20 protein-coding genes are annotated in these 22,788 nt (G+C 40.0%); 17 read left to right on the forward strand and 3 right to left on the reverse strand.

Translation table 11 applies throughout. The features are described from left to right. Positions 1-21: 21 nt before the first annotated feature. Both ndk and I588_RS06210 read right to left on the reverse strand, forming a co-directional pair. Positions 22-426 carry a nucleoside-diphosphate kinase gene (gene ndk / locus I588_RS06205; protein WP_010758116.1) on the reverse strand — a complete coding sequence of 135 codons (405 nt, stop codon included), beginning with the start codon at positions 424-426 and terminating at the stop codon, positions 22-24. 66 nt (positions 427-492) lie between these two features. Continuing rightward, a complete protein-coding gene (locus I588_RS06210; protein ID WP_010758117.1) occupies positions 493-2,874 on the reverse strand; it encodes a phosphoketolase family protein in 2,382 nt (793 codons plus the stop codon). 571 nt (positions 2,875-3,445) lie between these two features. Here I588_RS06210 and I588_RS06215 point away from each other — a divergent pair. The 8 genes from I588_RS06215 (at position 3,446) to I588_RS06250 (ending at position 10,088) form a co-directional block, all read left to right on the forward strand. Continuing rightward, a complete protein-coding gene (locus I588_RS06215) occupies positions 3,446-4,120 on the forward strand; it encodes a hypothetical protein (RefSeq protein WP_010758118.1) in 675 nt (224 codons plus the stop codon). Positions 4,121-4,421: 301 nt separating this feature from the next. Then, positions 4,422-5,666 (forward strand): NAD(P)H-dependent oxidoreductase, encoded by a 1,245-nt coding sequence (locus tag I588_RS06220; protein WP_010758119.1) that lies wholly within the window; start codon positions 4,422-4,424, stop codon positions 5,664-5,666. A gap of 56 nt (positions 5,667-5,722) precedes the next feature. After that, positions 5,723-6,127: a transcriptional regulator GutM gene (locus I588_RS06225; RefSeq protein WP_010758120.1), complete on the forward strand. Its 405-nt coding sequence runs from the start codon at positions 5,723-5,725 to the stop codon at positions 6,125-6,127. A 2-nt stretch (positions 6,128-6,129) separates the two neighbouring features. Next, positions 6,130-6,663, forward strand: a complete 534-nt coding sequence (gene srlA, locus I588_RS06230) for a PTS glucitol/sorbitol transporter subunit IIC (protein ID WP_010758121.1) — start codon at positions 6,130-6,132, stop codon at positions 6,661-6,663. A 38-nt stretch (positions 6,664-6,701) separates the two neighbouring features. Beyond that, positions 6,702-7,715, forward strand: coding sequence for a PTS glucitol/sorbitol transporter subunit IIB (gene srlE, locus I588_RS06235; protein ID WP_010758122.1), 1,014 nt, complete (start codon positions 6,702-6,704; stop codon positions 7,713-7,715). 23 nt (positions 7,716-7,738) lie between these two features. Beyond that, on the forward strand, positions 7,739-8,092 hold the full coding sequence (locus tag I588_RS06240) for a PTS glucitol/sorbitol transporter subunit IIA (protein ID WP_010758123.1): 354 nt from the start codon (positions 7,739-7,741) through the stop codon (positions 8,090-8,092). Positions 8,093-8,148: 56 nt separating this feature from the next. Next, the gene (locus tag I588_RS06245) at positions 8,149-9,114 is read left to right on the forward strand and encodes a sugar-binding transcriptional regulator (RefSeq protein WP_010758124.1); all 966 of its coding nucleotides are present in this window, start codon (positions 8,149-8,151) and stop codon (positions 9,112-9,114) included. Between the two features lie 26 nt (positions 9,115-9,140). After that, complete coding sequence (locus I588_RS06250) at positions 9,141-10,088, forward strand: sugar-binding transcriptional regulator (RefSeq protein WP_010758125.1); 948 nt, start codon at positions 9,141-9,143, stop codon at positions 10,086-10,088. A gap of 172 nt (positions 10,089-10,260) precedes the next feature. Here I588_RS06250 and I588_RS06255 read toward each other — a convergent pair whose 3' ends face one another. Beyond that, positions 10,261-11,922: a MutS-related protein gene (locus I588_RS06255; RefSeq protein ID WP_010758126.1), complete on the reverse strand. Its 1,662-nt coding sequence runs from the start codon at positions 11,920-11,922 to the stop codon at positions 10,261-10,263. Positions 11,923-12,078: 156 nt separating this feature from the next. On the opposite strand from I588_RS06255, the gene I588_RS06260 reads away from it, so the two are divergent. From I588_RS06260 to rbsU, 9 genes are all read left to right on the forward strand, one after another. Further along, positions 12,079-12,780: a gamma-glutamyl-gamma-aminobutyrate hydrolase family protein gene (locus tag I588_RS06260; protein WP_010758127.1), complete on the forward strand. Its 702-nt coding sequence runs from the start codon at positions 12,079-12,081 to the stop codon at positions 12,778-12,780. 364 nt (positions 12,781-13,144) lie between these two features. Next, on the forward strand, positions 13,145-14,389 hold the full coding sequence (locus I588_RS06265; protein ID WP_034693850.1) for an MFS transporter: 1,245 nt from the start codon (positions 13,145-13,147) through the stop codon (positions 14,387-14,389). 258 nt (positions 14,390-14,647) lie between these two features. Next, positions 14,648-15,481, forward strand: a complete 834-nt coding sequence (licT, locus tag I588_RS06270; RefSeq protein ID WP_010758129.1) for a BglG family transcription antiterminator LicT — start codon at positions 14,648-14,650, stop codon at positions 15,479-15,481. A gap of 125 nt (positions 15,482-15,606) precedes the next feature. Beyond that, positions 15,607-17,451 (forward strand): beta-glucoside-specific PTS transporter subunit IIABC, encoded by a 1,845-nt coding sequence (locus tag I588_RS06275; RefSeq protein WP_010758130.1) that lies wholly within the window; start codon positions 15,607-15,609, stop codon positions 17,449-17,451. A 24-nt stretch (positions 17,452-17,475) separates the two neighbouring features. Further along, a complete protein-coding gene (locus tag I588_RS06280; RefSeq protein ID WP_010758131.1) occupies positions 17,476-18,885 on the forward strand; it encodes a glycoside hydrolase family 1 protein in 1,410 nt (469 codons plus the stop codon). 119 nt (positions 18,886-19,004) lie between these two features. Beyond that, entirely contained in the window at positions 19,005-20,006 is a 1,002-nt protein-coding gene (gene rbsR, locus I588_RS06285; RefSeq protein WP_010758132.1) for a ribose utilization transcriptional repressor RbsR, read from the forward strand. Positions 20,007-20,116: 110 nt separating this feature from the next. Then, entirely contained in the window at positions 20,117-21,022 is a 906-nt protein-coding gene (gene rbsK / locus I588_RS06290) for a ribokinase (protein WP_010758133.1), read from the forward strand. A gap of 18 nt (positions 21,023-21,040) precedes the next feature. Further along, the gene (rbsD, locus tag I588_RS06295) at positions 21,041-21,436 is read left to right on the forward strand and encodes a D-ribose pyranase (protein WP_010758134.1); all 396 of its coding nucleotides are present in this window, start codon (positions 21,041-21,043) and stop codon (positions 21,434-21,436) included. Between the two features lie 107 nt (positions 21,437-21,543). After that, the gene (gene rbsU, locus I588_RS06300; protein WP_010758135.1) at positions 21,544-22,431 is read left to right on the forward strand and encodes a ribose/proton symporter RbsU; all 888 of its coding nucleotides are present in this window, start codon (positions 21,544-21,546) and stop codon (positions 22,429-22,431) included. Positions 22,432-22,788: the final 357 nt, after the last annotated feature.

A 22,788-nucleotide genomic window follows, 5' to 3' on the forward strand; every position in this document is an offset into this window, starting at 1 on the left:
AGCAGTGATTGGTCTTTTTCATTATAAATGACTGAAGAATCGCTGGATTTCAATCGCAGCATTTTCAGGTGAGTCGGAGGCATGAACGATATTTTCGGTAGTGCTGCAGGCAAAATCACCACGGATAGTTCCGGGTACCGCTTTCAAAACGTTCGTGGCTCCAAGCATTTGACGCACCAATGCAATCGCATCATTTCCTTCTAATAGTAAAAAAACAACGGGACCTGAAGTCATGTAAGCAATCAGCTCAGGAAAAAAGGCTTTATCCTTTAAATGAGCATAGTGACTTTTTGCAATGTCTTCAGAAATTACGCCTTGATACATTTCCTTAATTGTTAAATTCTTATCCTCAAAGCGTTGGATGATACGGCCAGTCAGCTTGCGCTTTACGCCATCCGGTTTGATAATAACTAGTGTTTGCTCCATATCTATTCATCTCCTTTTTTTAATCAATAAAGGAGGCTTAGCCTAAACTAAACCTCCTAAAAAAACTTAACGTTGTGGAACAACTACTTTCAGTGCTTCCCATTTCCAATTAGCAACTTCTGGAATATCTGTTCCTTCCGCACGAATGTAGTCATGGTGATATTGGAGTGTTTCATCCATTTTAGCAGAAAATTCAGCTGCTTGGGAACCGTAAACGGCATTTGCTGCATCTTGTGCTAAGTGGAAGCGATCCATTTCACTAAAGACACGCATGTCAAATGGCGTAGTAATATCCCCATTTTCACGATAACCGTGAATATGAATGTTGTGGTTATTCCGATCAAAGAAGATATCTCTAACCATGCCTTCATAACCATGGAAGGCAAAGACGATTGGTTTATCAGTGGTAAATAGCGCATCAAACTCCTCGTTGCTTAAGCCGCGTGGGTCTACATCTGGATGACGCAATTTCAAAATATCTACCACATTAATGAAGCGAATCTTCAATTCTGGGAATTGTTTGTTCAAGATCGAAACCGCTGCTAATGCTTCCAAGTTTGGCTCAGTTCCAGCTGCAGCAATCACTAAATCAGGTTCTTGACCGTTATCGGTACTCGCCCAATCGATCACCTTCAAGCCTTTGTCGACTAATTCTTCTGCTTCCGCTGCTGAATAGAACTGTGGACGTGGATGCTTGCTGGAAACAATCAAGTTAATCACTTGTTTGTCTTGCATCGCTTTATCCATCACGGCCATTAAGCTGTTGGCATCTGCTGGTAAATATTCCCGAATAAATTCTGGTTTCTTTTCCGCTAAATGAGTCAAGATACCAGGGTCTTGGTGAGTATAGCCATTATGATCCTGCTGGAACACGGTAGAAGTCGCAATCACATTCAGAGCAGGATACTGTTTACGCCAAGAATGAGCACTGGCTTTGCGCATCCACTTGAAATGTTGCGTCAACATAGAATCTACTACTCTTAAGAAAGACTCATAGCTGGCAAAGAACCCATGACGACCGGTTAAAACATATCCTTCTAAGAAACCTTCCGCTTGGTGTTCAGATAATTGGCCATCGATTACCCGGCCAACGGAAGACTGCCACTCATCAGTACTGTCTTTTGGTTCCAGCCACTGACGATCAGTTACTTCGAAGACCTTGTTTAAACGATTGGATTTTGTTTCATCAGGTCCAAAAATCCGGAAGTTGGTAGGATTTTCTGTGATCATGTCTCGAGCTTGTTGACCAAAGACGATCATATCCTGAGCCATCACTGCACCAGGGATGGTTGTATCGATCGCATGTTGCTTCCAATCAGGCATTTTCATTGGCTGCGGATCAATCCCGCCGTTAGTGATTGGATTAGTGGACATCCGCTTATCGCCTTTAGGTGAGATTTCTTTTAGTTCTTCAACAATTTTGCCGTTTTCATCAAATAATTCTTCCAGACGATAAGATTTCAACCAGTCGACTAATTTGTCAATATGCTCCATATGCTCAGAATCCACTGGAATTGGCACTTGGTGTGCACGGAAAGTGCCAGCGATTTGTTCGCCATCCCACGTTTCTGGACCAGTCCAGCCTTTAGGTGTGCGGAAAATGATGACTGGCCATTGTGGCATTTCAGCATTTTGGGCATCATCTTTGCGGGCCTTGGTTTGAATAGCTTTGATTTCTTCAACTACTGCGTCTAAGGTTTCAGCCATCAGCGGATGAACTTGCTCAGGATCAGTTCCTTCAACGAAGTAAGGCTTCCAGCCCATTCCTTCAAAGTATTTCGCTAAATCGGCATTGCTCTTCCGTGAAAGAATCGTTGGATTAGAAATTTTACCACCGTTTAAATAAAGAATTGGCAAAACGGCACCATCGTTAACCGGATTAATAAAGACATTCGAGAACCATCCGCCAGCTAATGGGCCCGTTTCAGCTTCACCGTCACCAACAACTGTGGCTGCAATGACTTCAGGATTATCCAAAATGGCACCCGTCGCATGGGATAGCGCATAACCTAATTCGCCACCTTCATGAATAGAGCCAGGCGTTTCCGGTGCGGCATGAGATGCGATCCCGCCAGGAAAAGAAAAGACTTTACATAGATGCTTCAATCCAGCTTCATCTTCCGTAATCTCAGGATAAATTTCGCTGTAGCTGCCATCGATATACGAGTTAGAAACCATCACTTGGCCGCCGTGTCCAGGACCTTCAATATAAAACATGTTCAAATCATACTTGTTAATCGCCCGATTTAAGTGTGCGTATAAAAAGTTTTGTCCAGAAATCGTTCCCCAGTGACCAATTGGATGAGTCTTAACATCCTCTTTTTGAATGGGACGTCTTAATAGAGGGTTATCCTTTAAATACATTTGCGCGACAGAAATATAATTGGCTGCTCGCCACCATGCATCCACCTTTGCTAAATACTCTTGAGAATCAAAATTGACTGTCATGTGAAAACTCCTTTGTAGTAAAATTTACTTTTATTATTTGAGTATAATATACCTTTATCTTGTGAAGATGTAAACTACTTTTTTATTAAAAAACAGTTTTAGTATTCTTCAGTCAAATGAAAATTAGAAAAATGTTCGCAGCTTCAGCAAACTTTCATGAAAAGAAAGATGTTTCTTGATAGGAGAGGGTGTTTGAAATTTTTTTGAAAAATAACGGAATTATTTTCTGATAGTATCTCAAATATTTGGATCTCAAGTATTTTTTAATAAAAAGGATAATCTCAAATGAGTAAGAAAATTATGATAGCCTTTCAAAAATGGGGCAAACAGGAGGAAATAAAGTGGAGACAGAAAATTTCTTGGATTGAGCTATGCTAGAAATGAATTTAGCAAAAAACATTGATCAATAATTCACAATAAATGGTTGACGGAACAATTTTCATGTGTAATAATACAGAACTATCAAAGGAATGTTCAAAGAAATCCCTAATTGCTGTTGGAAAAATGCAAATTTTTTTATTATCATTTGTGATTTTTTTCACCAACAATCAAATGGAAAGGAAGAAGTTCAATGCAGAAAAAACAATTAACACTCCCGTTTTATTGTGTCAATTCCCAGGTGCTTTGGAAAGGAGAGGCCGCAGTTGAAAATGCTGTTCAAATGGATCAAAGGATCATTGAATTAGGCTTGGATGCTATTTTTACTGCAAGTGTCAACGATGTGGCTAGACTTAGCGAAGTGACAAATCGTCTTCAGGTAGGAATTGTTTTTGAAGACCAATCTCTCGAGGAACTGAAAGAACTGCGAGAGCTGGGTGCAGCTGTTTTAATTTTTGATGAGGCGGAACGGATTAATCAGGTAAATGCTATTTTGCAGGCAGCAAAGGAAATCGGTTATTTGATTCTAGTTCGTACTGAAAAACCATTTGATTTAACAGCAGAGGTGTTACCATTTTTAGATATTATCAAATGGAAGTTTGACAGCAAACAGGCGGCTAAAAACGTGTTTGAAGAGCAATGTAATGAACAGAAGAAACGAGTAGCACAGCTGAAGCAGAGCTATCCGCATCTAGCAATTATTTATGGAGCCAACACTATTTCTTCGAACCTGGTATTAAATAGTTTAATGATGGGACTTGATGGCGTTGGCGAGGTCAGCTGTAATGAAAGTACCCAAGAAAAAAGACGTGAAATGCTGAATGCCGTTAATGATTATAAAAAAGTACAAAACTTTTTGAACGCTTAATAATTAATAAACTTGACAGTCTGGCGCTGGTGATTTTCTCACTAGCGTCAGACTTTTTTTGTTGACTTATCGGCGTAAGGCGGGATTTAAAAACAAAACTATCTACTAACTGCGTTATTTTATTTATGGAGTATTTTACTTTTCTACATTAACATATGTTCAGAAAAACGTAACAAAATTTACTATTTTGTGAAAAAGCTGATGGAAAGCGTTGACAAACCAATTCGAGATGCTATACTAGTCCTTGTAAGACATATGCCAATGATATTAGCATATGACAAAAACACTTGGAGGGTTTAACATGACGTTATATGGAAAACTATTGGATAGAGAAAAAAATGGTGCTCCGATCAAGGTTGGGGTAATTGGTGCAGGTCAAATGGGCTTTGGAATGATCTCTCAGATTTCAACAATTCCAGGCATGATCGTGGCAGGAATCAGTGATATCAACCTAGATGCAGCGAATCGTGCGGCGGAAGCATACAATGCCAGCGCAGACAAAAAAGTTGATATTTTAATTAGTCAAAACTTTAAAGATATTATTCATTCTGACAAAGTAGAAATTATTGTTGACGCAACAGGGGTACCTGAGGCAGGTGCTCAAATTTCTTTAGAATCATTAATGGCTAAGAAACACTTAGTATTGCTGAACGTTGAAATTGATATCACTATTGGACCATTGATGAAAAAATTATATGACTCAACTGATCTAATTTATACTGGTTCCGATGGTGATGAGCCAGCCGCAACGATGCAAATGTATGAATTTGCCAAAAGCATGGGGATGGAAGTCTTGGTTGCCGGTAAAGGCAAGAACAATAAATTGATGGTTCATGCGAATCCGGATACGGCTGCAGAGAAGGCGAAAGCACAAGTCATGAGTCCTAAAATTTTAGCTTCCTTCCAGGACGGTACGAAAACCATGGGTGAAATGAACCTACTATCTAACGCTATGGGCTTTGTTCCTGATGTAGTAGGAATGCATGGAATCTCAGCTGATTTAGACGGTACTGTCAAGAACTTGGATTTAAAGGAAAATGGTGGTGTCCTAAGTAAATTCGGCGTTGTGGAATACGTTGACGGTATCGCGCCAGGAATTTTCTGTATCGTCAAAGGGCAAAATGAAGGTGTAGCTCATGAAATGAACTACCTAATGAAGAAAGGTGAGCGCGATCATCATATTTTATATCGCCCATTCCACTTATGTTCATTAGAAACACCAATTACCATTGCTCGTGCGGTACTTGAGCAAGATACAGCGATTGTTCCAATGGGTGCGCCAGTATCCGAAACTGTTTGTGTAGCGAAGAAAGATATTAAAGCTGGTGAAAAAATTGATGGAATCGGCGGCTTCTGTGTCCGAGGTGTGCTGGAAACACATGAAGACATGAAGAAAAATGCCAATATTCCAATTGGTTTAATTGCTGGGGCAGTAGCGAAAAAGGATATCAAAGATGGTGCGTTCTTAACCATGGATGATGTTGAACTGGATGAATCAACAACAGTTTACAAATTACGCAAATTACAAGACGAAACATTTGCTTAATCAAAAATCCGCTGCAGGCAGTGTTTAGCTGCCTGCAGTAGAAAAGAGGGAATTCGATGCATCAATTGCTGATCGTTCTGTTCGTTTTAATGGTGATTCAGAGCTTAGGCAGTATCTTTCAAGTGAAATATTATCAAGCTTTTATAAAAAAGATTACTGTGGAGTATCAGAATCATGTTTCTCACGAACTGTACACCGATGTCTCAAAGGGTTCGTTGTTTAAGACAATTGTAGCTGTAGTTGCGGATCAAAACGGTGAAATTATCAGCTGTTATGTATGCAGAGGATTTACAGTCTTTGCCCGCTTTAAGCAGGTACCGTCTTACCAAGGAATCAATTTGGCAGAAATACATGATAAAAAAATGAAGCAGGCTCGCTTATCTCAAGTAGAAAGGGTACTTGAGCAAATTTACTTGCGGAAGTTGGAAGCGGTTGCCCATATAATAGAAGGAGTTAATTAATTATGAAATATATTGAATGGTTTGGTAAAAACTTTATTGGTTTATTTGAAGCTGGCGGCGAACAGTTCATGGGATTTATGACCGGAATTATACCTTTGCTGATTGTTCTTTTAACTTTCACTTACTCAGTTATTGCATTTATTGGAGAAGAACGTGTCGATCGAGCTATCCGCTATTGTTCAAAATATATGATCTTGCGCTATTCTATTATGCCCATGCTGTCAGTAATGATGCTGACCAACCCGATGGCTTATACTTTTGGAAAATTTGTCAAGGAAGAAGAAAAGCCTGCTTTTTATGATTCCGTGGTTTCTTTCTTACATCCCGTAACTGGATTGTTCCCATATGCGAATGCAGGTGAATTATTTGTTTACTTAGGAATTGCTAATGGAGTAATGGAGGCTGGTTACAATCAGTCAAGTTTAGCTGTGCGCTATTTCCTAGTAGGGATTGTGGTTATCTTAATGCGAGGAATTGTCACTGAACGTTTAACCAAGTTCTTGATAGCTAAAGAAGCGAAGAAAGTAAACGCGTAAAGCAAAGCGAATTTCTTATTATAGGAGGCCAATAAATTATGTATAAATCAGTTTTTGTATCACCTGGAAACGGTGGTTGGGGTGTGGGCTTAACGTTAACACCAACAGCGACAAAAAATAAAGTTGTATCAGTAACAGGCGGAGGCATTCATCCAGTTGCTCAGCGAATTGCCGATTTAACTGGGGCTGAAGCTTGGGATGGCTTCAAAAATCAAGTACCTGAAGAAGAAACTTTATGTGCCGTGATTGACTGTGGTGGAACAGCACGGATTGGCGTTTATCCCATGAAACGTATTTTAACAGTAGATGTTTTACCATCATCACCATCTGGGCCCTTGGCAAAGCATATTACAGAAGATATTTTTGTTTCAGGTGTTAAACCAGAAAATGTGAAGGTGACTGATGCTCAGGAAACGTCTGAAGTAGCAGCTGCGGCCGCAACAGAAGCAGCACCTCAGCAGGAAGAAAAATTTGAAGACAAGTACGCCAAAGCCAAAGAAGCGCATGCGAAAGAAAATGCTAAAAAAGACGGCTTCTTAGTTCGTTTTTCTCGGGGAATCGGAGGTGTTATGGGTGTATTCTATCAATCAGGTCGAGATGCAGTGGATATGCTGCTGAAAAACATTATTCCGTTTATGGCTTTCATTAGTATGATGATCGGAATTATCAATTATACTGGGATTGGTGATTTGATTGCAGAAGTATTATCACCTCTTGCTGGTTCACTTCCGGGCATGGTTGTGTTAGCATTGATCTGTAGTATTCCTATTTTATCTCCAATTTTAGGACCAGGTGCGGTAATTTCACAGGTAATTGGTGTGTTAATCGGGACCCAAATTGCTAACGGATCAATTCCAGTTCAATATGCGTTACCGGCACTATTCGCTATCAATGCCCATGTAGGATGTGACTTTATCCCGGTTGGCTTGTCATTGGGAGAAGCAAAACCAGAAACAGTTCAGGTTGGGGTACCAGCCTTACTTTACAGTCGGATGTTAACAGGGTTCACCGCGGTAATCATAGCCTATGTTGCAAGCTTCGGTATGTATTAAACGATAAGATAGGAGAAAAATAAATGGTAAAAACAAAAATTGTTGAAGTTGGATCAATGGTTCCTGCTTTTGAAGAAGAGCAGTTAGTAATTCTATTCGGTCCAAGTGCCACCACTGAATTACGTGATATTAGTGTGATCCACGAGGTGGAGGAACAGCCAGTTGATTCAATTCAAGTGGGCGGTCAATTGAAAATTGGCGAAAAAGTCTATAAGATAGAAGCAGTTGGCTCGCAGGCAAATCCAAATTTTGATGAATTAGGACACGTTTCGATTTATTTTAGAAATGAAGTCGGTGAAATTTTGCCAGGAGCGATTATTGTCAGTCCGGGGGAATTTCCAACTTTTGAAGTTGGCGATAGTATAGAATTTAGTTAGCGAGAAAACCTCCCTTATTTTAGGGGGGATTTTTCGGTTTAACAGGAGGGGTATCAATGGTTATTCAGGATGATCGAGACTTAGTTAGAGTTGCCACCATGTACTACAAAGAAGAAATGAAGCAATCAGATATTGCTAAACAGTTGGGTATTTCAAGACAGTTAGTATCCAAATATTTAAATGATGCCAAAAATAATGGCATCATAGACATTTACATTAATAGTCAAAGTGCATATTCGGTAGAGCTGGAATTAAAATTGCAAAAGGCTTTTGGTATCAAACGAGCGGCGGTTCTGGATACGAGTCACCTGCAGTCGCAGGAAATTGAGAAGCTGATCATTCAGACTGCCATCTCAACTTTCCGTAAGGACATTGCTAAGGCAAAAAAAATTGGTGTCTCTTGGGGACGGGTTTTGCGACGCTTAGTTGATGAGTATCCTTATGTGAATCAATCAGATGCGACGATTATTCCGTTAATTGGCGGGATGGGATCTGGTCAGGTGGAGGTCCATTCCAATCAGATTGCCCACGATTTGTCTCGCAAGCTGCGAGCAGACTGCAAGTATTTGTATGTACCAGCTTTAGTGGACAGTCCCGTTATTAAACAAAATTTGGTTGAAAATGTAACGGTGAAGGATGTGCTAGAAGATGGGAAAAAAGTTGATTTTGCTTTAGTCGGATTGGCAACACCTTTTTCTAAACGCAATACGATGACCGAAATCGGCTATATTAATCAGTCAGATATTGAAGACTTAGCCCAGGCTAAGGTTATTGGTGATGTAAATTCACGTTTTTTTGATGAAAATGGAGAAGAAGTATCCTGTCGCATCAATGAAAATGTCATCGGAATCAATTTGACAGCTATTCGCAAGATCGACAAGGTTTGCGCGATCTGCTATGAAGAGGATAAAAAAGAAGCTCTATATACGGCAATTGATACCAAAATCATCAATTGTTTGGCAGTTACTGATGAGCTGGCAGAGTATTTACTTACTAGAAAAGAAACCGAAAGCGCTACATAAATGAGTGGCATGTTGGAGGAATGAAGATGAGCTTAGCAGATGATAAACGATTGCTGGTGGAAATTGCTTCGTTGTATTATGAACAGGGCTTGAAGCAGGAAGAAATTGCCCAGCGAGTAAAAATCAGTCGATCACTGGTTTCAAAATATTTGGTTCGTTCCCGAGAAGAAGGGATTGTTGAAATCATTATCCATGATGACCTAGCCAGTCCTTTTCATGCCTTGGAGGAAAAACTGGCTGCAGCCTATGAGTTAGAGGAAGTCATTTGTATTGAATCAGCCGGTCGAGGATTGCAAAATAAGTTATTGGGAATTACTGCAGCAAAGTACCTTTCCCGCGTAATTAAGCCATGGGATACCATTAGTGTTTCAGCCGGGACGACTGTGCATGAAGCAGCTGCCAATTTTCCCAAACAAAGTCAGATGACAAATGTCCGTTTTGTCCCTTTGGTGGGAGGTATGGGGATGGAGCACATCACTATTCAATCTAACAAAGTGTGTGAATTGTTCGCTTCCCGTTGCGGTGGACATGCGGTTGAACTGCATGCACCGATTACGGTAGATAATCCAGAAGCAAAGGAAGTGTTCATGCAGCAATCCTTTATAAAAAATGTTTTCGATGAGGGTGAAGCAGCAACAATAGCGTTGGTAGGGATTGGCGGAATTCCGATCTATTCTACCTTAACCGATGCGTATTTAGCTGATCAGGTAAATATCAACTCGGAATATTCTCAAGAACGAATTGCTGGTGATATATGCTACAACTTCATTGACCATTCTGGACAATTGGCAGACTGCTCTTGGAATAAACGGGTACTAGCCATTGATCTAGAACGCTTGAAAAACATACCGCGACGGATTGCTGTTTCTGGTGGCAAAGAAAAAGTCGAAGGAATTCGGGCAGCACTTAAGGGGAAGCTAGTAAATGTCTTAATTACTGATGAAAAAACAGCTCGAGAATTAGTTGATAAATAACAAAAGAATAGATGATCCCAGAATGAAGATGCGTGAATTCATTTTGGGATCATCTGTTTTTACTTATAGTAGCTCGATCATAATTTAGGAAAGGAAGGCAAATGCAGCAAAAAGACTTTAAAAAGTTTTTGAAAAAATCAGGATCAAACCAGAGCTTTTTAAAAGTTTTTTATTAGCCTTCTGGTAATGGGAAGATAGCCCAACTTCGATTCTTTTCGAAGGTAGCTAGTTCCATTTGTGCCTGCTTAGTAATGGAGGCTGGATAATCCATGATTTCTAGTAAACGCAAGGCATTTCTAGTCGTAGTGGGACCTTCCTTAACTAAATAATCGAAGGCAATGCCTTCTTCTGAAGTAATTTTTTCTGAGAAATGTAAATTACGGCATTCATTTCTCAATATTTCTGTTAGTTCAATATCATGGGTAGCAATAAATGCTAAACTATTGTAATTATACAGCCAATGGACAATGCTGGCGGAAGCTGCGATTCGTTCAACGGTGTTTGTTCCTCGTAGAATTTCATCAATAAAACAGTAGCAGCGCTCTTGATCGGCTACCTGATTCAACAAGCGTTTGATCGATTTTATTTCGGCTATAAAATAACTATCTCCTTCAATTACATTATCTTCGACAGCCATAGAAGTTAAGACATGCCCCGGCTCCATAATGAAGCTTTCGGCTAAGGCAGTGTGGATCGTTTGAGCCAAGATACAGTTGATGGCAATGCTTTTAACATAGGTTGATTTTCCAGAAGCATTGGAGCCAGAGATTAAGGTGTTTTTCTGCCACATCACTGGATTTGGAACAGGATCGCCAACTAAAGGATGGTAGCACTCCTCAGCGGTTATCCCGCCGTCTTTAAATTCTGGCCGACAGGTAGGACCGATTGCCAGACGGAAATTCAACACAGCTAAGGCTGACTCTAAATCTCCCATTGCTTCCCACAATTGAAGCGCCTCTTTTTTATGATTCCGTAATTTTCGTTGAACAAAATGATAGGAAATGAAGGGAATCATAAAGCACATCATTATACTTTCCACAATTACATCCGCTTCACCAACCCCTTGCCCTTTAAAGGCGAAGCCGACTCTAGTAATACTTTTTAAAGCAGTCACCGATGCCGCCAGCTGGGATTGGCTCGGCAACGAGAATTTCTGCAGCTTTTTAGCTGTGTAGACAGAATTAACTAAATAGCGCATACTAGCCAGTTCACGTTCCAAACTATTTTTTTTGATCATTGAAAGGATAGTATTGAAGCAAAGAGAGCCGACTAAAACTAAGAGACCAATTGAAGGAGCTATCGCTGTCCAAAATAATCCGGCTATAGGCAGCATTCCCATTATTAAATAAAACCAAAAGCTGCCAGTTGAGCTGTAACTATGCTCCTGCAGCAGGTAATTTTTAATTAGATTATTGTCCAACTTGCCTAAGCGGGCGAATTGATACTGGATTTTTTCTCGCAGCTCTGGTTGATTTTCAAAAAAATTAATCAGTTCCTCTAAATCATTTTGAGCAAATTTAAAGCTGCGCAGCCGCTGATACAAGCTCTCTGCTCCGATACTGGAATAAGTCAAATTAATCTGTTGAAAAATTTCCAGCATATCTAAATCATGCCAAGTCGCATCATCAATTTCGCTGTCCCAATCCTGCAGCTGCTTGGTGATTTTCCAAGCAGTAATCAAACTTTCTTCGCGGTCGTTTCGGTCATAATCAGGGATTTCACCCCAAGCGTCATGAATACGTTGCTTCAATTTGTATTTTGACCAAAGATCAATACTGAATAAAACTAGAAAAATAAGTAGAGCAAAACCAATAATAATCGTGATTTCCTTCATTAAGAAAGACTCCCATCTTTTTTATCATTCTTTTAATAATAGAACAACTACTCTCAAATGAAAAGAACGGTCTTTGGAAATCACAGGGAAGGTTCTATACAAACTTTAGGGGATGAATTACAATGGAAGTTAGATAAAAAAAGCTGGAGGTGCACAATGAAACCTGTTATTGGTATTATGCCCTTGTATGATGGACAAAAAGAAAGTCTTTGGATGCTGCCAGGGTACGTAGAATTAATTGAGGAGAATGGCGGAATTCCAGTCATTTTACCTTTAACTGATAATTTTGAAACCTTGGATTACTTCCTAGAAACTTGCCAAGGCTTCTTATTCACCGGAGGACAGGATATTTCTCCTGAATTATACGATGCAGAAAAATTAGTTGTTTGCGGTGAGACCCATCAAGTTCGTGACACCATGGAAATTTATTGTATGGAAAAAGCACTTGAAGAAGATATTGCGGTGTTGGGCATTTGTCGCGGAGCGCAATTGCTGAATGTAGTTGCTGGTGGAACCCTGTATCAAGATTTACCGACGGAACGTTCTTCAGAAGTAGTGCATCAAATGAAGCCGCCTTATGATCGCAGACAGCATAAGGTTCAGCTTCCAGAGGGGACGATGCTGGCTGATATTCTTGATCGTGATAGCCTGATGGTAAACAGCTATCATCATCAAGGAATTAAGGATGTCGGTGAAAAGTTGACGGTTACGGCAATTGCTGAGGATGGATTGGTAGAAGGAATTTATTTGGATGAAAATCAATTTGCGCTAGGCGTACAATGGCATCCTGAATTTTTTGCAGCAGCTACTCAAGAAAATCAACGGCTGATCCAAATGTTTTTGGCTCACTGTGTGTAAACAAATTTAGCGATCGACCCAAATAATTGGGTTTGGTCGTTTTTTTTGTCTCGGTACCTAAAGATTGAACTATTGTCCAGTCTATTAAAGTTTATGATCATTTGTTTCTTAAAATACCTACTGCAGACATAAACGAATTTTTGGGAAACTAAGGTGTTTTTAGTAGGAACTAATCAACAGCAGTTTCTACAATGTGCGCAGCTATTAAAAAATCAGAAAATCAGCAGCTAATTGTCGCTCTAAAATTGCTTGCACTTATCTAGATTCTACCTCAAAAGTTGGAAATAGAATGCAACTTAAGGCGGATGGAGCTCTGAAGGTTATCCTTTACACTTGGGATAGAAAAGAAAAGGTGGGAGAAATCGTGAAGGGTAATCGAAAGAATATTTTATATTTAATGTTGGGACAGATAATTTCTGTTTTTGGAGGGGCAATTCTACGTTTTGCTTTGTCATTGTTTGTATTGGATGCAACAGGCAGGGCAGACATTTTTGCAACGATTCTGGCAGTGTCCAGTATTCCCGTATTGTTTGCGCCTATTGGAGGAGCGATTGCTGATCGGTTTGACCGTAAAATGTTGATGGTGTTAATGGATATTTCCAATGCCATTTTAGCTTTATTATTATTTTTAGTTATGGGCCTGACGGAATCGGTCTTGGCAATCGGGCTATTACTGTTTATTTTATCCATTGTTGGCAGTTTTGATACGCCAGTGGTGGGCGCAAGTATTCCCTTGATGGTAGAAGAGCATGAACTAGAAAAAATAAACGGCTTGTCCAATGGAATCTTACAGCTATCTAATGTTGTAGCACCGATTATCGGCGGTATATTATACGGTCTGATAGGTGCACAGGTGCTGGTGGGCAGCAGTATTATTTTCTTTATTATTGCGGCTGTCATTGAAAGCTTCTTGAAAATTCCTTATCAAAAACGTGAGCAAAGCGGAACCCTTTTCGAGATTTTAACAGGCGACTTAAAAGCAGGTTTTAAAGAAGTAAAAAATAATCCGGTGATTTCCAAGGCAATTGTGATTGCAGCCTTGATCAATTTTGGGTTAACGTCATTCTTTATTGTAGGGCTGCCAATCATTTTGCGAATGGTCCTGCAGGTAAATGAAATCATGTATGGTGTTGGTATGTCGATGTTTAGCCTAGCAAATATTATTGGTGCAGTTTTTGCAGCGGTTTTAACGAAAAATCTGCGCTTTAATAATTTTTACTTGACCTTTGCTTTTTCTGGTATTCTATTATTGGTCATGAATGTACTGCTTAGCCTTACTGGTGCAGGTGTTGGCTTTGTTGCAGTGATGATCGCTGGTGTAATTATTGGAATTATGATGAGCGCCATTTCGATTTACTTAATTTCTTTGGTTCAGAGAATCACGCCAAAAGAAAACCTAGGAAAAGTAATGGCGACAATTATTGCGGTTGCCCAATGTGCCGTTCCGTTGGGTCAATTGGTGATGGGGGTTCTATTTAAAGGAACGACCACTGCTGTTTTTTTCCCAATTTTAATCGTCGGCAGCTTTATCCTGTTGATTTCCTTTTTATGCTTCACTTGGTTTAAGGAAACGAAGGAAAGTGATATTTATATAGTTAAAGAAAATTAATTTAAAATGCATACTGGCAAATTAATCAGTATGCTTTTTTAATAGAGAATACCTTTCTTAAAAATCTTTGTTGACAATTCAGTTTTGACGTGATAACCTTTTCATTAAGTTGTTGGTGTTATTACTTCGGGTAAGCAGGCAGCAGCTAAAGATGAAAACTGAAAATGTTGGATGTTATCACAATGTGAGCAGGACCTATTTACCACACAAGTGTAGTGTATGTAAATGGGCTTTTTTTGTGGCTAGCGAGGGAATTTTATGATCATAAAACGGGTGTTAAACAACAATACGGTAATTTCTGCCAATAGCAAAGGCGTTGATGTTCTGCTAATGGGGAAGGGAATTGCTTTTGGTAAGAAAAAAGGCAATTCGGTTGATATTGAACAGGTAGAAAAAAGTTTTCTGCTGCGAGATAAGGATACGCAAAACAAGTTCACTGAGCTGTTAATTAATGTGCCAATGGAACATATTATGGTTTCGGAGAAAATTATTAATTTTGGCAAGATCAAGCTTGGCAAAAATTTGAATGAAATTATTTATGTAAATTTAACCGACCATATTCATTCAGCGATTGAGCGCTACCAAGAAGGAATCGTCTTGAAAAATCCGCTGCGCTGGGATATTGCCCGCTTTTATGCCGATGAATATGCGGTGGGAGAAAAAGCGCTGGAAATTATTCGCAAGGATTTGGGAGTTGTTTTTGAAATCGACGAGGCGGCCTTCATTGCTACTCATTTTGTGAATGCGGAATTGGATCGCAAAGACGATGTGGCATATGAGATTGCTGAAATTACGAAAGCCATTGAAGAAATTATCAAGAAGCACTACCATACTGAATTTGATGAGGATTCTTTGGACTACTATCGTTTTATCACACATGTGAAGTTCTTTGCCCAACGGTTATTGACTGGTGAGCACTATGATGACGAGGATGCCGAACTCTTGGAAACCTTGAAACGCAAGTATGTTACTGAGTATGATTGTGCTTTGAAGATTCGCGATTATGTCCAACAACAATTTGAGTATGAACTAAGTTCTACTGAATTACTTTATTTAACAGCACATATTCGTCGGATTACGAAAAACTTATAGACAAATAGGATTGTTATCCAACTCTGGAGCATGACCTAAAGCTGAACGTTACTGACGGCAGTTTTGGGTCATTTTTATTTTTAAAGATTGGAAAAAACTTCCTACACTAAAAAGGAGTGACAAAAATGGATTATAAAACGACAGCAAAACAAATTTTTGAACAGGTAGGCGGACAGGAAAATATTCGTTCAGCGACTCATTGTATGACTCGTTTACGTTTAATTTTGAAAGACGAAGGTCGCGTAAACGATGATCAGGTCAAGAAGATACCTGGTGTGATGGGTGTAATGAAAAAAGGTGGACAATATCAAATCATCATGGGAAATGATGTAGCTAATTATTACCGAGAGTTAAGTAAATTAGGGAATTTCGCTTTAGCAGCCGAAGAGAGTTCTGAAGCGAAAGGTAATCTATTTGAGCGTTTCGTTGATGTAATTTCTAGCTGCATGTCACCGTTGATTCCGGCGATGCTGGGTGGTGGAATGATCAAGGTTTTGTTGATTGTATTGCCTTTAATTGGTGTTTTAAGTGCTGACTCGCAAACGTTCGCAGTTCTATCATTCTTTGGTGATGCACCATTTTACTTTATGCCAATCATGTTAGCCTACACAGCGGCTCAGAAATTTAAAGTTACTCCAATGCTTGCGGTTACAATCGCCGGTATCATGCTGCATCCGAATTTTACGGCATTAGTTGCAGAAGGAAGTCCATTAAGTGTGTTCGGTTTACCAATTACCTTAGCCTCTTATGGTTCATCAGTTATTCCAATTTTAATTATGGTCTGGCTAATGAAATACATTGAAGGTGCCTTCAATAAGGTTATCCCAGCCGTGATGAAAAGCTTTACTCAGCCTTTGTTAGTAATTTTAGTTTCAGGTGTGATTGCTTTAGTAGTGGTTGGCCCATTGGGAACCTTTGCTGGACAAGGCTTATCAGCAGCCATTGTCTGGGTTCAAGGAAAAGCTGGTTGGTTAGCCCTAGGTTTGATGGCTGCTTTTATGCCTTTGATTGTTATGACAGGCATGCACTGGGCCTTTGCACCGATTTTCTTAATTGCTTCACCAGCAACACCAGATATTTTAATTTTACCTGCAATGTTGGCGGCAAACTTAGCTCAAGGTGCGGCTGCATTAGCTGTTTCAGTAAAAGCCAAAGATAAAAACTTAAAGCAAGTGGCTTTAGCATCCGGGATATCTGCTTTGTTGGCAGGAGTTACTGAGCCGGCTTTGTATGGTGTTACTCTGAAATATAAACGACCTTTATATGCAGCGATGATTTCTGGTGCAATTTGTGGTGTATACATGGGCTTTACAGGTCTGGAATCTTATGCCTTTGCAGTTCCGTCATTGGTCGCTTTACCACAATTTATTGGTGAAAATTCTGGCAACATTATCAATGCTTGTATTGTTGCTGCTGCTTCAATTATCTTAACATTTGTATTAACCTGGATTTTTGGCATTGAAGAAGATACGCCAGCTGATGAAACAATTTTAGAAGTGCCAACAGGCAGCAGCGATCCTAAAAGGGTATTTGCCCCTGTTAAAGGAGAAGTGATTCCTTTAGAGCAAGTAAATGATTCAGCGTTCTCGAAAAAAATGATGGGTGAAGGCATAGCCATTATTCCTTCAGATGATATGATTCGTGCTCCTTTTGATGGAACGGTGACAGCAATCTTCCCGACAAAGCATGCCATCGGCCTAACCAGTGATGCAGGCTTAGAGCTATTGATCCATGTAGGGATTGATACCGTTGAATTAGCAGGTCAACATTTTGAAGCACTGGTCTCAGCTGATGAGCGGATTACAGTAGGTCAGCCATTGTTGAAAGTAGACTTTGCAGCCATTAAGGAAGCTGGCTACGATACAGTCACACCAATTGTTGTGACCAACTCCGATCATTTTATTGATGTAGTGGCTAAAGATGAAATGAAGACAGCTAATTATGACGAAGCTGTGTTGTACGTTGTATAAAATTCAAATGGCAAGGAGCAGAATATGAGTAAATTTCCTAAAGATTTTTTATGGGGTGGCGCTACCGCTGCCAATCAATGTGAAGGTGCTTATAACGAAGACGGTAAAGGATTAACCGGGCAAGATTTAACCCGCAAAGGCTGGCGGGAAGCACCAACAGCAGAACCTACTGAAGATAATTTGAAATTAGTAGGAATCGATTTTTATCATCGCTACAAAGAAGATATCCGTTTGTTTGCTGAAATGGGCTTCAAAGTTTTCCGGTTGTCAATTGCTTGGGCCCGCATCTTCCCTAACGGTGATGATCAAGAGCCTAATGAAGCTGGTTTGGCTTTTTATGATGATGTGTTTGATGAATGCTTAAAATATGGGATTGAGCCTTTAGTTACCTTGTCGCATTATGAAATGCCTTTACACTTAACGCGCACCTATGATGGCTGGCGTAGTCGCAAGGTTATTGACTTCTTTGAGCGCTATGCACAAACGGTATTCACGCGCTATAAAGGAAAAGTAAAATATTGGCTTACATTCAATGAGATCAATTCAATTAGTCATGTTCCATTCTTAAGTGGTGGGATCAATACACCGAAGGAACAGTTGACAAAACAGGACATTTATCAAGCGATTCATCATGAATTGGTTGCCAGTGCTCGAGCAGTCAATGCCTGTCACACGATTGATCCAAATGCGAAAATTGGCTGCATGATTTTAGGGGTACCTGTTTACCCATTGACGCCTGAACCTAAGGATGTACTTAAGTCTTTAGCAACTGAGCGGGAAAACTTTTTCTTCTCAGATGTGCAGGTTCGCGGTTACTATCCTAGCTACAGTAAACGATTGTTTAAGGAAAACAAGATTGAACTGGATATTACACAGCAGGACTTAGCAGACTTGAAACATACGGTGGATTTTATTTCCTTTAGCTATTACATGAGTGTGTGTGAATCGGCCGATCCCACCAAAGAAGCAGGCGAAGGCAATATTATTGGCGGTATTCCTAATCCGTATTTGAAAGCTAGTGACTGGGGATGGCAAATTGATCCAGAAGGCTTGCGCTATTACTTGAACTGCTTATATGATCGTTACCAAAAACCAGTTTTTATTGTAGAAAATGGCTTAGGTGCTGTGGATGAGCTGATTACACTACCTGATGGTACGAAAACGGTTGAGGATGATTACCGAATTAATTATATGAACGACCATTTGGTACAAGTAGAAGAAGCCCTTGAAGACGGGGTGGAAATCATGGGATACACTTCTTGGGGGTGTATTGATTTGATCAGCTTTACAACTGCTGAAATTAAAAAACGCTATGGTATGATCTACGTTGATCGTAATCAAGACGGGTCAGGTACCTTAGATCGTTACAAGAAGAAAAGTTTTTATTGGTATAAAGAAGTCATTGAATCAAATGGTGCAAGTTTAGTGCGCTAAAGCTGAATCTGCTGTTTTCTTCGGAGAATAGCAGATTTTTTATTTAAAAAGCTTTGCATTTGTCCAAGATACAGGTACACTTTGAGTGAATAATCTATGATAGATAGCGAGGACTACATATGGCTAATAAAAAAATCACCATTAAAGACGTAGCGAAACGAGCAGGCGTTTCAATTGCCACCGTTTCACAAATTTTAAACGGCAACGCTGAGAAGTTCACCCGAAAAACAATCGATAAAGTAATGGAAGCAAAAATCGAGCTCAACTATGAACCTGATTATTTTGCACGACGGATGATTGTAAAAAAGAGTAAAACGATTGGTGTGCTGGTGCCAGACATTACGAATCCCTTCTTTGGTCAGCTGTTACGTGGTGTAGAAAAAGTGCTGTATCGGGAAAATTTTGTCGCAATGTTTTGTAATGCCGATTTGGACGAACATAAGGAAAGAGATTATTTGGAAGAATTAAGTCGAAGGGGGGTAGATGGTTTTATTATTGCCAGCTCCGCCATTTCCAATCAAGTAATCATGGAAACCTTACGAAAAAAAGATTTGCCTTTTATTGTATTGGATCAGAAAAAGGCAGATGGTTTTAGTGATGCGGTATTAACAGATGACTTTCTAGGAGGACGTTTGGCTGCGCAGCATTTAGCTGAGCTGGGGCATCAAAAGGTAGCAGTGGTAATGCCCAAAGAAGCTCCCGACAATATTCAAAAACGTTTGGCAGGTTTTCGTGAAATTTTCCCTGCAGCCAAAGTGATCAATAGCCAGCTCTCTAAACTTGGGGGTCGAGCTGCTGCAGCACAAATCTCCGTGGAAGATGTTACCGGAATATTTGCGATAAATGATGAGATTGCCTTTGGTCTATATTTAGGTCTAAATGAAGCAGGCAAACAAATTCCTGAGGACTACAGCATCGTGGGCTATGATAATATCGACATGTGTGAATACGTAACCCCGCAGCTGACTTCGATTGCTCAACCAGTTTTTGAGTTGGGGCAAACAACAGCGGAGCTTTTATTGGAACGAATTGCCCAGCCAGAAAAAGAATGGGAAGAGAAAATGTTGCCGGTCCATTTAGTTAAAAGACAATCCACCAAAAATATGAAACAGCACACTTGAAATAGCTTTCAGGATGTGCTATATTTTTGTCATAGAAATTTAAAACGTTTTAGTAAAACGTTTTTAAAAGAAAACTTAAAACGGATCAAAAAAGAAACGGAGTGAACGAAATGAATACGATTACAATTATTGGCAGTATTAACTTGGACCGGACGATTCGTGTAAAGAAAATGCCAAAACCAGGTGAAACCATGCACACCAAAGAAATTTTCTCAGCCGGTGGAGGTAAAGGAGCCAACCAAGCGGTAGCAGCTAGACGTTCCGGAGCAAAAACCAACTTTATTGGTGCTGTCGGGAATGATGATGCGGGTCAAATGATGACGGATCTTTTAAACCAAGAGGAAATTGATTTGACTGCAGTAGCAACTCTTGACAATCAAGCAACTGGTCAAGCCTACATTATTGTTGATGATCAAGGGGAAAACAGCATAATGATCCATGCTGGTGCCAATAATGTCTTTACTCCAGATCATGTAAAGGAGCACGTGGAAATTATTCAGGCAAGTGATTTTCTGATTACTCAGTTTGAAAGCGCTATGGACAGTACTATTGCTGCTTTTACTATCGCTCGCAAGGCTGGGGTAAAAACGATTTTGAATCCAGCGCCGGCTTTAGAGGAAGTTCCCAAAGAATTACTGGAAGTCACTGATATGATTATTCCAAATGAAACAGAAACCGAAATTTTGACTGGATTTACCATTACAGATGAAGCCAGTATGAAACAAGCTGCAGAGCATTTGCACCAATTAGGCATTGAAGCAGTAATCATCACTATTGGCAGTAAAGGAGCTTTTTATGATGTCGCTGGTCGAAGTGGGATTGTGCCAGCCTTCAAAGTCAAAGCAGTGGATACAACTGCTGCTGGCGATACGTTTATCGGTGCAATGAGCAGTATTCTAACCAAAGATTTTAGTAATTTGGAAGAAGCAATTGAGTATGGAAATAAAGCATCTTCCTTAACCGTCCAACGCTTTGGCGCCCAACCATCAATCCCATATAAGAATGAATTGAACTAACGAAAGGAAGTTTTATTGATGAAAAAAACTAAAGTTATCAACTCAGATATTTCGCGAGTAATCGCTCAAATGGGTCATTTTGACAAATTAAGTATTGGGGATGCGGGCATGCCGGTTCCCTCTATGACTGAAAAAATCGATTTAGCCGTTGACAATGGTATTCCAAGCTTCATGGAGGTATTGAATAATGTGCTAGAAGAACTGGAGGTCCAACGGATTTATTTAGCTGAAGAAATCAAATCAGAAAATCCAGCCATACTAGAGGCGATTCAAAAACGTTTGCCAGACACACCAGTGACCTTCATTCCACATAACGAAATGAAGCAGGAATTGAACAATGTTCATGCCTTTATACGCACAGGGGAAATGAGTCCCTATGCTAATATCTTGCTAGAAAGCGGCGTTGTTTTTTAAAAGAAATGAATCTTAGGACAAAGAAATGATTGTCCGGCTTCGCAAATAATATCGGTGATCAGTTGCAGAGATTTGCGAAGCTTTGCTATTTTTAAGGAGGAATTATTATGAATGCTACGGCATTATTAATTGGTCTTGGACCATTGCTTGGCTGGGGACTTTATCCCACCATTGCATCTAAAATCGGGGGACGTCCCGTAAATCAAATATTGGGCTCCACCATTGGTACGTTAATTTTCGCTTTTGTTTTTGCACTTGTTAATGGCTTGAGTTTTCCAACAGGCATGGATTTAGTCTTTTCTATTTTATCAGGTGTTGGCTGGGCGATCGCCCAAATTATTACCTTTAAGTCCTTTACTCTCATCGGCTCATCACGGGCAATGCCGATTACAACGGCCTTTCAGCTGTTAGGCGCTTCACTTTGGGGTGTGCTAGCATTAGGGAACTGGCCTGGAACAACTGCTAAATTGTTAGGTGGGTTAGCATTGATCTTGATCATTATTGGTGCTTGGATGACGGTATGGACGGAAGAAAAAAACAAAGAAAACAGCAGTCTCTTGAAGTCAGCAGTTATCTTGTTGGCGGTCGGTGAAATTGGTTATTGGGCTTATTCCGCTGCACCACAAGCAACCAATATTGATGGCATGCACGCGTTCTTCCCACAAGCAATTGGGATGGTGATCGTGGCGGTGGTTTATTCAGCAATTCTGACATCGAAGGATTCTGAGCCTTCTGCTTTTAAAGAAGCTGTTTCTTACAAGCATATTTTCTCAGGCTTCTTCTTTGCTTTTGCCGCGCTGACTTATCTGATTTCTGCCCAACCGAATATGAATGGGTTAGCAACCGGTTTTATTTTGTCACAGACTTCAGTAGTTTTAGCAACCTTAACGGGCATCTGGTTCTTAGGACAAAAGAAAACCAAAAAAGAAATGACTGTTACTATTATCGGCTTGCTTCTTATCTTGGCAGCCGCTGCAATGACTGTGATGCTTTAGATTCAAAAAAAGTCGCTCTTCGCGGCTTTTTTGGTACCTTTAGAAAAAAGGAGGGGTGCTTTTGTTGAAGAAATAAACAGGGAGTATAGTTGCTGCAGGTATCTTATGTCTTTTAGTCATTTGGAAAATTAATGACCAGTCACAACCGAAGAACAATGAATCACGCTTTGCCAGTGAATGGTAAACAGAGGATCAGCAGATAAGGTTAACCTTTCAAGAAAAAGCTGGAGAGATTGAACTTACTTCTCAGAACGTGGAGGAACAAGAAAAGGCAATGCCGCAGATAATGACGGTTGAGCACTACCATGCCGATTATAATCGCTGGATTTCAGCTGAATAAGCCGATAAATTAATTTC

This window comes from Enterococcus pallens ATCC BAA-351 (genome assembly GCF_000407485.1).
Taxonomy (GTDB): Bacteria; Bacillota; Bacilli; order Lactobacillales; family Enterococcaceae; genus Enterococcus_A; species Enterococcus_A pallens.